Here is a 13,502-nt window from a genome sequence, read left to right on the forward strand (position 1 = left end):
TGCGAAACATGCTGGAAACATGACTCCGGTAACCTTTCGACCAACGGCGGCAGCACCCGCGAGAGATCACGCAGACAGGCCCTGCGAGGCCTTGAGGAGGACACTCCATGGACGGCGCGCAGAAGTATGTGTTGGAGACGGCACGCGAACAGAACGTGAAGTTCATCAAGCTGTGGTTCACTGACATCCTCGGGTACCTGAAGAGCTTTGCGATCACCTTTGAAGAACTGGAAGGAGCCCTTGAGACCGGGATGGGGTTTGACGGTTCGTCGATTGAGGGCTTCGCCCGGATCGACGAGAGTGACATGATTGCAATGCCCGACCCGAGCACCTTCCAGCTCATCCCCTTCCGACCGACCGAGGGCGGCGCAGTGGCCCGAATGTTCTGCGACATCCAGCTTCCAACCGGCGAGCCCTACGTCAAGGACCCGCGCTATGTGCTGCGGAAGATGCTGGCGAAGGCCGAGGCAATGGGCTACACCTACTACGTTGGCCCGGAACTTGAGTACTTCTACTTCGCCTCGGACAAGTCACCGGAGGTGCTGGACCAGGCCGGGTACTTCGACATGGTGCCGGCAGACCTGGGCGTCGACCTTCGCCGCCAGACCGTGTTTGCGCTCGAGGCGATGGGCATCGCTGTTGAGTACAGCCACCACGAAGTAGCCCCCAGTCAGCACGAGATCGACCTGCGCTACACCGATGCTCTGACCATGGCCGACAGCGCCATGACCTACCGGCTGATCGTGAAAGAGATCGCGCGCATGAACGACTGCTACGCGACTTTCATGCCGAAGCCGCTTTCCGATCAGAATGGTAGTGGGATGCATACCCACCAGTCGCTGTTCGAGGGCGACCACAACGCGTTCTTCGACCCGAAGGACGAGATGCACCTCTCGCAGATCGCGCGCTACTACATCGGCGGTATCATGAGGTACGCGCCGGAGATCTGCCTGGTGACCAACCAGTGGGTCAACTCTTACAAGCGTCTGGTTCCGGGCTTCGAGGCTCCGGTGTACATCTCCTGGGCTCGGCGCAACCGCTCCGACATGATCCGGGTGCCTGAGTACAAGCCCGGCAAGGAGAAGGCAACGCGCATCGAGTTCCGCGCTCCGGACCCGGCGTGCAACCCGTATCTGGCCTTCGCGGCGATGCTGGCTGCCGGCCTCAAGGGTGTCGAGGAGAAGCTGGACTGCGGCCCAGCCGTTGAGGAGAACGTGTACAAGATGAGCGAGAGCGAGCGGGAGGATCGCGGGATCACCAGTCTCCCGGGCAGCCTGCACGAGGCGATCATCGCGGCCGAGAAGAGCGAACTGCTGCGCGAGTGCCTCGGCGAAGCAGTCCACGCCAGCCTCGTTGAGAACAAGTACATCGAGTGGGACAGCTACCGCAAGGTCGTCGACCAGTACGAGATCGACACCTACATGCCGAAGCTCTAGGTTCGCGCGGGGAAGGCGGCGTGGCTGGGAGGACAGACTGCAGGGGGAGATGTGGGTTTGTGGAGGGGCAAGGTGAGGTCGTAGTGTCCTCCTCGCGGGACCCGTATGCCGATCTTGTGGCCCCTCCAGGTACGCTCGACGCCGTCGGATTACCGGAATCCGACGGCGTCGCTGTTTGTGCCCGGCGGTCGCACGGCGGGTGTTGCGTGCGGTTGTGGTACGGTGGTCAGTAAGGGAAATCGGCGCAAAGGCCCCGCAACCGATGGTCACGGGGCCCTGGGAAGCGGCCTGGACTGATCTGGGCCGGCGGCTAGAGGCGGTAACGCAGGTTGACCACGGCCACGTCGGTGACGGTGCGGAGTGAGACCTGCAGCCACAAGGCGGTGTGGTTGTGCAGAAGGGACTGCCAGACGTCGTCCACGACGAACTCCGGGATGACGATGGTGACGATGTCATAGCCCTCCTGCTGCTTCAGCTTGGCGCAGTACTCCAGCAGGGGACCGGCGAGATTGCGGTAGGGCGACTCGATGACGGTCAGCGGGATGTCATGCTCCCAGGCATCCCAGAGCCGCCTGATGCGCGGGTCCTGGGCGCCCTCGGCCTCGACGTGAACCGCTCGCACATCGTGAGAGAGGGCTTTGACATACTGCAGGGCCTCGAGAGTACCGCGATGCATGCCGCCTACGAGCAGAACCGTGAGGTTGTGGTGCGGCTGGACAGCGGAGGCGTTGTCGAGGCTGAGGCGCGAGGCCACGTAGCGATAGTGCTTTCCGATACTGCGGAAGATCATCACCAGCACTGGGATGATGAGGCAGACGATCCAGGCGCCGTAGGCGAACTTGGTGACGGCAATGACGATGAGGACGACGCCGGTACAGAGGGCGCCGAGACCGTTGACGATGACCTTGTAGTGCCAGTGTGGTCCACCCTTGCGGATCCAGTGGATGACCATGCCCGCCTGCGAGGTGGTGAAGGCGGTGAAGACGCCGACGGCGTACAGCGGAATCAGTCGGCTGACGTCACCCTCGAAGCCCACGATGAGGGCGATGGCGAGACCTGCCAGCATGATGATCCCGTTAGCGAAGACGAGGCGGTCACCGAGGTTGGCCATCTGCCGGGGCATGTAGCCATCGCGGGCCATGAAGGCAGAGAGACGTGGGAAGTCCGCGAAGCTGGTGTTGGCAGCGAAGATGAGGATGAGTGCGGTTGTGGTCTGGAGCAGATAGTACATGGTTCCGCGGCCAAAGACCTTCTCACCGATCTGCGAGAGGACAGTGACCTTCTCGGCCGGCGCGATGCCGAGCCAGTGAGCCAGGACAGACACGCCGATGACGGTGGTGGCCAGGATGAGCGCAAGCCAGACCATGACGGCGGCGGCGGTCTTGCCCCGCGGCTCCTTGAAGGCCTGGACGCCGTTGGCCACGGCCTCGATGCCCGTCAAGCTGGCGCATCCGGAAGAGAAGGCTCGAAGGACCAGGAAGGCCGTGACGCCCTGAAGTGCCACGGGGAGCTGAGAAGGAAGACCGGGCTCCAGGTGACCCGCCATCAGCTTCGCGAAACCGGCCAGGATGGTCGCAAGGCAGCAGAAGATGAAACCGTAGACAGGGAGGGAGAAGATGCCTGCGGACTCGCGGACCCCGCGCAGATTGACGAGCATGATGAGGACGATGAAGCACACGGCGAGGGCGACACGGTGCTCGTGGAGACCGGGCCAGGCGGAAGTGATGGCCGCCACTCCGGAGGCGACGCTGACGGCGACGGTGAGAACATAGTCGGTGAGGAGTGCTCCGCCGGCGATGTGTGCGGGGAGGACGCCCAGATTCGCGTGGGCCACGACATAGGCGCCGCCACCGGAAGGGTACTCCTGGACCGTCTGGCGGTAGGAGGTCGCTACGATGGCGATGAGGATAGCCAGCGCGATGCCGACGGGAACGCCGTAGGCCAGCCCGGCCGAACCGGCCAACATGAGGACCAGGAGGACTTCTTCCGGACCGTAGGCAACGGAGGACATGGCGTCCGCGGCGAAGACCGCAAGGCCGCCGAACTGCCCGACCTTCTCATGCTCCATGCGGGCCGTTTCTAGAGGGCGGCCAATCAGGAGCCGCCGGAGTACCGCAATCATGGGCGATCACCTCAGGTAATCCGCGAATCATAGTCCTCGGCCTCGCGGCGCGCAATATGGTTCTTCGTTTGGCTCCTGCCCGGTGCCATGCTGGAAGGCGAAGGCCCTCACCCCAACCCTCTCCCGAGGGGAGAGGGAGAAGGGCAACGGCACCTCACCCCCTGCCTCGTCACGACCGGTGGAGAGGCAACGACAGAAGCAGAGGGCCACGGCAACGGCACCTCACTCCCCGGCCCTCTCTCCACGCGGTGGAGAGAGGGGGAGCGGCCAAAGGCAGAGGCCAAGGGCCAAAGCCAAGGGCCAGAGGCAAAGGCAAAGGCAGGTCGGCCTCGCGGCACCCGTGGGCACCGGCTCGGTGATGGTCGCCGGCCCTGGCCTCGCCCCCTGAGCAGGAAGTGGGTAAGCGGCAAAAGGCCTTCGTGCATTGTGAACCAGTTGTGTGTCAGGGGTGTTTCGGGACTGCGAGGACGTTGTGGAGTGTGGTGCGATGGAGGTTCGCAGGCCAAAAGGCAAAAGAAACGGCGACCGTTTCCGGTCGCCGTGTTGAGTGCGAAGTATGGGGGATGTTGCGGGCGATCTAGAGCAAGGCCCGGACCTTCTCGGCCTGCTCCGGAGCTACTGCAGGCAGCTTGCGCCGGATGCGAGACAGTGCGTTGTCAATGGACTTGATCTTGCATCCGAGTTCCGAGGCCATCTCTTTGTAAGACTTGCCAGTGCGGTACTCGGTGAGCACCTCCCACTCGAAGGGGGAGAGTTCGCACCGTAGGGAATGCTGGAGAAGCCTCTCGCCCTCAAGTCCGAGGACGATGTTCTCTGGGTCAACTTCGGGTTTTGAGGTCAGCACATCCTGGAGCGTCCGGTCGTCGTCATCTGCGCTGGGCGGCGCCTCGAGGGACATTGAGGAGTTCAGAGGCGCTTGCTTCTGACGGGTCGCAGCCTTGATGGCTGAGATCATCTGGCGCTGAATGCAGACCTTGGCGAAACAGGCGAAGGAGGTATGGCGGTCGGCTTTGAAGTCGGTGACGGCCTCCCAGAGACCGATCATGCCGATCTGGAGGAGGTCCTCGCGCTCCGCGCCAACCAAGAAGTAAGACTTAACCTTCGCGCGTACGAGATTTCGGTACTTGTAAAGCAGGTATTCGCAGGCTTCCCTGTCGTTGTCTTCCTGAGCCCGTCTGACCAGTTCCTCATCCGAGATTGGTGAGCATTCGGGGCGCCGGTTCCCCGCGGCGGCCGCACGAAAATACTCAGCGGCATTGACCATTTTTCACCTCGAACGTGGACGGTTGGATGGTGGTTAGACACACTGGGTGTCGTCGGTATCGTCGCTGCTGCTTGCTATCAGTTCGACACTGGCATGAGCCAGGACGGCACTGACAAAGGCAACCAAAGCTGCTCCCACTCCGACCAGTGCTACGGGCACCTCTTTCACGATCTGGTCCCCTAACCTCAGCCTGATACCCCTGATCTCGCCACCACGAAGTAGTCCCTTCACCTCCTCGGCAATTTGGGAAATGGCCGTCTCAAAGCTCTCGTCAGAAGTCTGTTTATGCTGTGATACGTCGAGTGAGGCGAGAGCAGAGATGACGTCGCCGTCGGCTGCTTCGAGCGCCTCTTTGGCCTCGGCATACCCCACACGCATACGTTCACGAACCAGGTCGACTTGCTCCAGCGTGTAGGGCACGTACGACCTCCGCCGCAAACAAAACACGGGAGCCACATTCTTGGCTCCCGTGGATAGCTAGCGTGGTTCAGACATGCTGTGCATGTCCCTGGCGCACCATGCGGCGTTGTCGTCGTCACGGAAGCGAACCGGGACAACGGAACGTCGCGTCGCGTAACAGGCCCACCACACGAGAGCAACCGCACCCGTGCAGGCCAACAGCACGTTCAGAATGAACATTACCCTACAGCACCTCGATCGGCAGCTCCGTACAAAGGGGGTGCGACGTTGTGCCGCGATCTGTGTCCCGTGCGGTTCGCCCTCTCCGCGTCCCGCCCGTGAGGAACTGCGCTCCCAACCGGCTCCGGTGATTATAACCAGCCCCCAAGGCCACGTCAAGGCTACGGCCCCTCCGGTCTACATGAACTAAAGGAAAGAACAGACGAGTCGTGGAAGTGATCCCAGAAAGTGTCTCGAGCTGCCGAAGCCGGTGGCTCGGGACGAAAGAGCGGTCGATTCCGGTTATCGGCACCAAGGAGACATGGCTTGTGAAAGTTCTCGTTACGGGCTGCGCAGGGTACCTTGGCTCCCATGTGATTACGGCCCTGGAGGCTGAAGGGCACGACGTTACGGGAGCCGACCTGTTCGAGACGCCGCGAGAGAAGGACTGTGTGGTCGACCTGACGGTGGAGGGGGCTGTCGAGGGTCTTCTGGAAGGCATCGAGGTGATCGTACACACGGCGGCCATCCACCCGTGGAAGTCGTACACGGACAATCAGTACCTGGACAACAACACCAAGCCGGTCCACCACGTGCTGAAGGCAGCCATCGCGAAGAGTGTGCGTCGGGTGGTCTACACCAGCAGCATCGCGGCGACGGGCTACGGGCCGGCCGTGGAGGAGCTGCCCCTTCGAGAGGACGCTGCACCTCGTCCCGACGACCTGTATGGGTGCACGAAGTGGTTCGGCGAGGTGTTCTGCCAGAGCTTCTCCAAGCGCAGCGACCTGGAGACGGTGTGCATCCGGCCGCCGGCCTTCATGCCGAAGCCGGAACTGCAGCGTGGCGCGGGTCTACTGGGAATGTGGGCAGACGTGAGCGACGTGGTCGGCGCCCATGTGTGCGCGGTAAGCGCAGCCATGCCCTCGAAGTACGAGGCTTTCTGGGCGACCGGGTCGCAGCCCTACACGGCCGCCGATGCGGCCGGCCTGCGCACGAATCCGCGGGAAGTCCTGGAGCGCTACTGGCCCGGAGTGCCGGCGTGGTTCGAGGAGCGTGGTGTGAAGGTAGGGCCGGTGCGGGTGATCTACGATCTGGCGAAGACGAGGGAAGTGCTCGGCTGGCAGCCGAAGTATACCTTTGATAGATGGTGGAGGGATCACGCCCATGAGCTTTGAGATCCGTGGACTGCGCGAAGACGAGCTTGAGGAGCACGCCGAACTGCTCCACAAGTCCTACGAGGAGTTCATCACCCAGGGCCGGGGGTTCCTGGCCGCTCCGGACTGGTGGCTGACCAACGTACGTCGCGACCCGTACTACCGCCCTGAGCAGACGCGTGTCCTGTTGGTGGACGGGCGCATGGTTGCCAGCGTGAGCAACTACGAGCGGCCGATGTACTGCGCCGGGCGGGTGGCGAAGGTTGGGGCGATTGGCAGCGTGGCTACGCATCCCGATCACCGCCGCAAGGGGTATGCGCGCGAGGTGCTGGCGGAGTCGCTTCGGTGGATGCACAGCAGCGGGTTCGACTTCAGCTTCCTGTTCGGCAACTACCAGGTCTACGGCCGTAGCGGCTGGTCGCTCTTGACCGCCCTGGAGATAGCGGCACAGGTGCGCGCTCCACAGGAGGCCGGTGGGCTGAAGGTACGTCCGGCCCAGTTCCCAGCGGACATCTCCGTGCTGGCGGCTCTGTACGACGAGTTCAATGCTCCCCTGACAGGCCCCTTTGCTCGGTCGCGGGAGTACTGGGAGAAGCGTGTGACCGGGGGCTACTTCCATGACCGGTCCGTGGAGTTCCGGGTGGTCGAAGACAAGGGCACGCCGGTGGGGTACTTCCGAGGCGCCACGCCGGGGCAGGTGCCGGAGCTCGCCTGGAAGCGGGGAGACGGCCAGTTGCCCGCAAGGGTTGTGGGAGCCATCCTGGCGCATTGGCCGGAGCTCGAGGAAGTGCACTTCAGCCTGTACACGCCGGAGCTGCTGGCTGCGCTGAAGCCCTTCGTCTGGGCGCCGTCCTTTGATGCCTGGGGAGTGCGACAGAGCAGTATCCGGCTGATGGAGAGGTACAAGGGACTGTGGACGTACATCGGGCCGGGAGGCGGAGTGTTCCCCGCGGTTCGCGATACGAACACCCTCCTACGCTTCCTGCGTGAGAATGACTACGTGTTCTGGAGCGGGGTCGATAGCTTCTAGGAGACCCCGGGGTTCCGGTACTGCGGCCTGTCAGGACGAGACCTCTCGAGTTCGTCGTCCCGTGAGGAGGCTCGGCGAAGGAGCGAAGTGACGCAGAGGATCGAGCAGCTCGGCGGGTACACCTACGTGAGCGCCGAGGACCTGCTGCCCTGAGGTCACAGGGGCTTTGAGAGGAGCAAGGCATGACCAACGAGGACGTAGCTGCGATTCTCGAGGAAATGGCGGACCTGTTGGAGCTCGCGGACGATAACAGCTTCAAGGTGCGCAGCTACCGCCGTGCGGCTGAGACGATCAAGGGCCTGGGAGAGGACCTGGCGGGAATTCACGCCAGGGGAGAGCTGGAGACGGTGCCGGGGATCGGGAAGTCGCTGGCCGAGAGGATCGCCGAGTACCTGGAGACGGGCGAGATCAGCTACCGCCGGGCGCTGCAGGCACGGTTCCCGGAGACGATTCTGACGCTGCTGCGGATCCCGGGCTTCGGCCCCAAGAAGGTGGGCCTGGTGTACCGGGAGCTGGGGATTGGCAGCGTTGAGGAGCTAGAGCAGGCCGCCCGTGCGCACCGCCTGCGTGACCTGAAGGGGATGGGAGCGAAGTCGGAGGAGAACATCCTGAAGGGGATTGCTCTGTACCGCGAGGGGCTTACGCGGACCTTGCTGGGTGTGGCGCTGCCGCTGGCCGAGGTGCTGGTGGAGGAGTTGCGGTCTCAGCCGGAAGTGATTGCGGCGGAGATGGCGGGCAGTGTGAGGCGCCGGCGCGAGACCATCGGCGACCTGGACCTGCTGGCGACCTCGGAGACTGCGGCGACGGTGTGCGCGGCCTTCGCGAAGGGCAAGGACGTGATCGTGGCGGGGGATACGAAGGTCTCGGTGGCCATGTCGTCGGGGATCAAGGCCGACCTGCGCTGCGTGCCACCGGAGAGCTATGGCGCGGCGCTGTTGTACTTCACCGGCTCAAAGCAGCACAACATCGACCTGCGCGAGCGGGCCCAGAAGCGGGGCCTGACGCTGAACGAGTACGGGCTGTTCGAGGAGACGGAGGGTGAGAAGGGCCGGCTCGTGGCCGGGCGTAGTGAGGAGGAGATCTATGCTGCCCTGGGGCTGGCCTGGATTCCGCCGGAGCTGAGGGAGTCGCGTGGTGAGATAGAAGCGGCCGAGAAGGGGAGCTTACCCGAGTTACTGAAACTGGGGCAAGTGCGGGCCGACCTGCAGATGCACACGACTGGTTCGGATGGGCGGAACTCGCTGGAGGAGATGGCCCGAGCGTGCATGGAGCGGGGCTACCAGTACATGGCGGTGACGGACCACTCTCCAGCACTGGGTGTTGCCGGTGGTCAGAGCGGGGATCAGTTGCGGGCACAGGTGGAAGAGCTGCACAAGCTCAATGAGCGCCTGGCCGAGGAGGGGCACGAGTTCAGGGTTCTCGCGGGGCTTGAGGCGGACATCCTGGGAGACGGCCGGCTGGACATCCCCGCCGGGCTGTACGAGGAGCTGGATATCGTACTCGGCTCCATTCATCAAGGGTTCTCGGCGGACGCGGACAGGATCACGGGCCGGGTTCTCACCGCCATGGAGAGCGGTCAGATGGATGTCTTCGCGCACCCGACGGGAAGGCTTCTCTTGGGACGCGAGGCCTACGGGATCCATCTCGAGCCGGTGATTGAGGCGGCCGTGCATCACCGGATCGCGCTGGAGATCAACGCCTCGCCGCAGCGCCTCGACCTGAACGATGCTCACGCTCGCCTCGCGCAGGAACGTGGGGCGCTGATCACGATCAACACGGATGCGCACCGGGTCTCGCACCTGGATTTCATGCAGTATGGAGTCATGACGGCCCGCCGGGGCTGGATACGACCAGAGACGGTGATCAATACGTGGAAGCTACCAAGGCTGCAGCAATGGCTGCGGGAACGAAGAGGGAAAGCATGAACCAAGACGCGAAGGACAGGCGGAGAAGCCGAAGACACTCTCTTGCGGGAGGGGTGTGCGTACTGATGGTGCTCCTGGCCTGCGCGGTGCCGAGTCTCGCTCAGCCTCCGAAGCTTCCGCAGGACGTGGAGCTCACCAATCCGGGCTTTGAGGAGGGGAAGAAGGGCTGGTCGGACTCGGCCTTCACCAAGTGGCCGAAGCTGGTTGCGCTGGACAATCAGGTGGCGCATGGCGGGCATGCGTCACTGCGGATCAGCAGCGAACGCGGCTCGGAGAACCCCTTTGTCGGCACCGGTGCGAAGGACCTTCAGGGAAGCGCGACCTATGCCTTCCGAACTTGGGCGAAGTGTGACCCGACGGTCAGGGGGAACGTGGCGGCCGTGAAGATCGAGTACTACAACGCGGCGGGCCAGAACACCTCGGGGTACTACACGCGGCTGTCGCTGCCGACCGATGGGCAGTGGGTGCCGCTGGAAGTCCGGGCGAAGGCGGATCCGGACACGGTGCGGGCGAGCCTGCTGCTGCGGCTGTTCGGCGTCGGGCGGGTATGGTTCGATGACGTGCAGTGCCAGATGGTAGCGCTGGCGCCGAAGGTGACGCTGTCGCCGGAGCGTCAGGTGATTCCGGCCGGGAAGGACCGGGAGATACCGTTGACGGTGCGGCTCGCCAAGCCGGTGGAAGGCGATGGGTTGCCTGCGCTCAAGTTCACTGTTCTCACTCCTCCGGACGGCACACCCTATCAGCCGGAGGCAGCACTGAAGCGGGTTGATGGGCGGACCTTCGAGGCAGTGGCGAAGATGCCGACCATGGTGTCCGGGGCCTACCAGGTCGAGTGTGCGCTCGGAGAGGATCGTGGCAGTGTGCGGGTGTTCGTGCCCGTGGAGAAGCGGCAGCCGCGGTTCCTCACCGACACCGGCACGATCCTGGTCGACGGCAAGCCGTTCTTCCCGATCGGCATCTACCACGTGGGGACCTCCCAGTATCCGGAGCTTGCACGTCGGGGCTTCAACTGCGTCCAGGGGGTCTCCTCGATGGACCTGGAGATCTTCGGGAAGGGTCTGGATGCCGCTCAGAAGTCGCGGATCATGATGGATGTGCCGCTGTATGCCGGGGGCCAGGTTGCGCGGAATCTGCAGGGCTCGCTGCGGAAGCTCAACCAGTACCGGAGACATGCGGCGGTGCTGAACTGGAAGATCATTGACGAGCCGGAGATCCGGCCGGAGATCATGGATGAGGTGCCGGGGGTCTACCAGACGCTGAAGTCCGTTGACCCCGACCACCCGCTGTTGCTGACCCTGTGCCAGCCCGACCAGTATTCGTACTGGGTGAGCTTCGCCGACATCGTCCAGGTCGACCCGTATCCGATTCCCAGCAAGCCGCTGACGCTGGTGTCGGACTGCGTGGCGGGCGTGAAGAAGCACATGGCACCGTGGCAGAATCTGACGGCGGTGCTGCAGGCGGGCTGGATCGCCGACCCAAGTAACCAGCCGAGCTATGCGCAGGCGCGGGTGATGCTGTATCTGGCGCTGGTGAAGGGTGCGAAGGGCATCTTCTGGTACTCCTATTCGGATCCTGGCTGGGACCTGTCGAAGACGGCGCTGTGGGATCGGTTCGCCGACCTCAATGCGGAGACGGCGCAACTGGCGACGCCGATCATGGAGGGCAGAGAGGTTCCGGGGGTGAAGGTGGAGACCAGCAAGCCGGGCGTGCAATGGCTGGCCCGGGAGCTTGCTGACCGAGTGTATGTGTTGCTGGTGAACCCCACCGACAAGAGCATCTCGGTCACGGTCGACCCTGGCAGGTCCATGGGGTGCGGTCCGTGTCTGAAGGGCAAGCCGCCGGTCGTCAAGGAAGGCAAGGCAACGGTGGAGATTCCGTCCCTGGGCGCGGACACGGTGATCTTCACCACGCCGCCGCCGGGGCAGTAGTGCAAGGGTCTTTGCCGGGGAAGCGGAGCAGTCGCACCATATCTGGGCTGAGGAGCTGCGAGTCAAGATGATCGACTGTCACTTGCACATTGGGCACTTCGAGCGCTCGCCGCAGGACACGATCAACCATATGGACGGTATCGGCGCGTGCTGCGCTTACGTGATGGCGGTAGAGGATCGCGACCGCCTGCCGGGCCATCCCACCGAGGCCGTGCTGGCGCTGGCCAAGGACTTCCCCGCCAGGGTTCTGCCGGGCTGCTGTGTGGACCCGCGGGACGAGAACGCCCTGGAGCGGGTTCGAAAGTACCATGAGCAAGGCTGCGTGGGCTTCGGGGAGCTGAAGGTTGGCCTGGCGTGCAACGATCCGCGTTCGGTTGCCATTTTCAAGCTGTGCGCCGAGCTGGGGATGCCTGTGACCCTGCACTTCGAGGAGCACAACTACAACACGGATTTCGGCGCCTTCGAGGAAGTGCTGAACACCTGCCCGAACACCGTGTTCATCGGCCATGCGCAGACGTGGTGGGCGAACCTCAGCGGAAAGGTGCCGGAGGGCGACTACTACCCGCAGGGCAAGGTGACACCGGGCGGCCTGGTTGACCACTGGCTGCGGGACTACCCGAACCTGTATGGTGATCTCTCGGCCGGCTCGGGTCTGAATGCGCTGACGCGCGACCCGGACTTCACTCCCGGGTTCCTCGACCGCCACGAGCGCAAGCTGCTGTTCGCCACCGACTGCCCGTGCATCGACGGGAAGGGCACTGGTTGGCCGAACAACATGTGCTTCGCGGCGGAGTCGGTGCCGGCGCTGGAGCGCTTCAGCTCCGGTGAAAAGGCACTGAACAACATCCTGCACAACAATGCGGCACGGCTCTTCGGCCAGCCGCTGATCTAGAGGGCACCGGTCGCAGCCAAGGAAGGACATGCCGCTGAAGGCGGCGAAGGAGCCTGCGCACACCGCCTTACCAGCACCTGCCCAGGAGGTCTCACCATGCCGTTCACGCCTGCTCTGGCCAAGTTCATCGACTTTCAGGATCCGAAGGAATGCGCCCGGGTACGGGCGATCAAGCGCAGTCAGATCACCAAGACGCAGCCCTGGGCACACAAGGACTTCAAGATCCAAGTGATCGAGGGCACAGAGGAGTTCTACGCGGCCTTCGCCCTGGACATTGTGAAGCGCATCGTTCAGGCTCGAGAGGAAGGCCGCCAGTGCACCTTCATCCTACCGGTGGGGCCGGTTCCGCAGTACGCCATCGCCACGCGGATCATCAACGCGCTGAAGATCGACTGCTCGCACCTGGTCACCTTCAACATGGACGAGTATGCCGATGAGAACGGCCAGTCGGCACCGGCAGAGTGGGAAGGCAGCTTTGCCACTGCGATGCAGGCCAACTTCTTCGCGCGGATCGAGAAGAAGCTGCGGCCGAAACCGGAGAACATCCACTTCCCGAGCAGCGCGAACATCAAGGACTACTCGAAGATGATTGCGGACGCCGGGGAGGCCGACTGCTGCTACGGCGGCATCGGCTGGTGCGGCCACATCGCGTTCTGGGAGGCAAGCCTGGGCGCCGAGTACAAGTCGGACGCAGAGTGGAAGAAGGCGTGTGCCCGGATCGTCGAGCTCACGCCGATGACGATCATGCAAAACGCGCTGCACTCCTTCGGAGCGGACTGGAGCTGGGTGCCGCCGATGGCCTGCAGCATCGGCCCGCGGGATATCCTGGCAGCAAGACATCGCAGCTTCTGGCTGGACGGGATGTGCGGAGCGGGCACGACGATGTCGTGGCAGCGCTTCATCGCACGTCTGGCCGCTCATGTGAAGCCGACCCGGTTCGTTCCGGGCTCCGTGCTGCAGACCGTGCCGACCGACTACACGATCCTGGGCGGCGTCGCCGATGACGTGAAGATCGAGATGTCCTAGGGCCGCAGGGTGTCTGCGGTGAGTTGCTCACCTGCGCGCGGACTCCCGAGGGAGCAGGTCTTCCTCCCGGGGTCCGCGCGTTTTCGTGAGGGTTAGCTGCTGAGAGG

The 13,502-nt window shown here is 63.7% G+C and carries 11 protein-coding genes; 7 read left to right on the top strand and 4 right to left on the bottom strand.

Features of this window, described 5'->3' with window-relative positions; translation table 11 throughout:
• The first annotated feature begins 107 nt into the window (after positions 1 to 107).
• Entirely contained in the window at positions 108 to 1,436 is a 1,329-nt protein-coding gene (locus tag ABFE16_19440) for a glutamine synthetase family protein (GenBank protein ID MEN6347475.1), read from the top strand.
• 310 nt (positions 1,437 to 1,746) lie between these two features.
• Here ABFE16_19440 and ABFE16_19445 read toward each other — a convergent pair whose 3' ends face one another.
• The 4 genes from ABFE16_19445 to ABFE16_19460 all read right to left on the bottom strand — a co-directional run bounded on the left by ABFE16_19445 (position 1,747) and on the right by ABFE16_19460 (position 5,461).
• Positions 1,747 to 3,558, bottom strand: coding sequence for an APC family permease (locus ABFE16_19445; protein MEN6347476.1), 1,812 nt, complete (start codon positions 3,556 to 3,558; stop codon positions 1,747 to 1,749).
• Positions 3,559 to 4,135: 577 nt separating this feature from the next.
• On the bottom strand, positions 4,136 to 4,822 hold the full coding sequence (sigH, locus tag ABFE16_19450; protein MEN6347477.1) for an RNA polymerase sporulation sigma factor SigH: 687 nt from the start codon (positions 4,820 to 4,822) through the stop codon (positions 4,136 to 4,138).
• 33 nt (positions 4,823 to 4,855) lie between these two features.
• Entirely contained in the window at positions 4,856 to 5,242 is a 387-nt protein-coding gene (locus ABFE16_19455; protein MEN6347478.1) for a DUF4342 domain-containing protein, read from the bottom strand.
• A 57-nt stretch (positions 5,243 to 5,299) separates the two neighbouring features.
• Positions 5,300 to 5,461: a hypothetical protein gene (locus tag ABFE16_19460; GenBank protein MEN6347479.1), complete on the bottom strand. Its 162-nt coding sequence runs from the start codon at positions 5,459 to 5,461 to the stop codon at positions 5,300 to 5,302.
• A 308-nt stretch (positions 5,462 to 5,769) separates the two neighbouring features.
• On the opposite strand from ABFE16_19460, the gene ABFE16_19465 reads away from it, so the two are divergent.
• The 6 genes from ABFE16_19465 to ABFE16_19490 all read left to right on the top strand — a co-directional run bounded on the left by ABFE16_19465 (position 5,770) and on the right by ABFE16_19490 (position 13,395).
• Positions 5,770 to 6,615: an NAD(P)-dependent oxidoreductase gene (locus ABFE16_19465; protein ID MEN6347480.1), complete on the top strand. Its 846-nt coding sequence runs from the start codon at positions 5,770 to 5,772 to the stop codon at positions 6,613 to 6,615.
• On the top strand, positions 6,605 to 7,624 hold the full coding sequence (locus ABFE16_19470) for a GNAT family N-acetyltransferase (protein ID MEN6347481.1): 1,020 nt from the start codon (positions 6,605 to 6,607) through the stop codon (positions 7,622 to 7,624). Before ABFE16_19465 ends, ABFE16_19470 begins: the two co-directional genes overlap by 11 nt.
• Before the next feature lie 182 nt (positions 7,625 to 7,806).
• On the top strand, positions 7,807 to 9,549 hold the full coding sequence (gene polX / locus ABFE16_19475) for a DNA polymerase/3'-5' exonuclease PolX (GenBank protein MEN6347482.1): 1,743 nt from the start codon (positions 7,807 to 7,809) through the stop codon (positions 9,547 to 9,549).
• A gap of 65 nt (positions 9,550 to 9,614) precedes the next feature.
• Complete coding sequence (locus ABFE16_19480) at positions 9,615 to 11,477, top strand: hypothetical protein (protein ID MEN6347483.1); 1,863 nt, start codon at positions 9,615 to 9,617, stop codon at positions 11,475 to 11,477.
• Positions 11,478 to 11,544: 67 nt separating this feature from the next.
• Positions 11,545 to 12,369, top strand: a complete 825-nt coding sequence (locus ABFE16_19485; GenBank protein MEN6347484.1) for an amidohydrolase family protein — start codon at positions 11,545 to 11,547, stop codon at positions 12,367 to 12,369.
• A gap of 96 nt (positions 12,370 to 12,465) precedes the next feature.
• Positions 12,466 to 13,395, top strand: a complete 930-nt coding sequence (locus tag ABFE16_19490) for a hypothetical protein (GenBank protein ID MEN6347485.1) — start codon at positions 12,466 to 12,468, stop codon at positions 13,393 to 13,395.
• Positions 13,396 to 13,502 lie beyond the last annotated feature (107 nt).

It is taken from the genome of Armatimonadia bacterium (assembly GCA_039679385.1).
Lineage (GTDB): Bacteria > Armatimonadota > Zipacnadia > Zipacnadales > JABUFB01 > JAJFTQ01.

What these genes read in the sequence shown, in the direction of transcription:
- ABFE16_19490 (MEN6347485.1), top strand. Translation starts at nt 12,466, where the DNA reads ATGCCGTTCACGCCTGCTCTGGCCAAGTTCATCGACTTTCAGGATCCG.
- ABFE16_19470 (MEN6347481.1), top strand. Translation starts at nt 6,605, where the DNA reads ATGAGCTTTGAGATCCGTGGACTGCGCGAAGACGAGCTTGAGGAGCAC.
- ABFE16_19485 (MEN6347484.1), top strand. Translation starts at nt 11,545, where the DNA reads ATGATCGACTGTCACTTGCACATTGGGCACTTCGAGCGCTCGCCGCAG.
- polX (MEN6347482.1), top strand. Translation starts at nt 7,807, where the DNA reads ATGACCAACGAGGACGTAGCTGCGATTCTCGAGGAAATGGCGGACCTG.
- sigH (MEN6347477.1), bottom strand. Translation starts at nt 4,822, where the DNA reads ATGGTCAATGCCGCTGAGTATTTTCGTGCGGCCGCCGCGGGGAACCGG.
- ABFE16_19460 (MEN6347479.1), bottom strand. Translation starts at nt 5,461, where the DNA reads ATGTTCATTCTGAACGTGCTGTTGGCCTGCACGGGTGCGGTTGCTCTC.
- ABFE16_19445 (MEN6347476.1), bottom strand. Translation starts at nt 3,558, where the DNA reads ATGATTGCGGTACTCCGGCGGCTCCTGATTGGCCGCCCTCTAGAAACG.
- ABFE16_19440 (MEN6347475.1), top strand. Translation starts at nt 108, where the DNA reads ATGGACGGCGCGCAGAAGTATGTGTTGGAGACGGCACGCGAACAGAAC.
- ABFE16_19480 (MEN6347483.1), top strand. Translation starts at nt 9,615, where the DNA reads ATGGTGCTCCTGGCCTGCGCGGTGCCGAGTCTCGCTCAGCCTCCGAAG.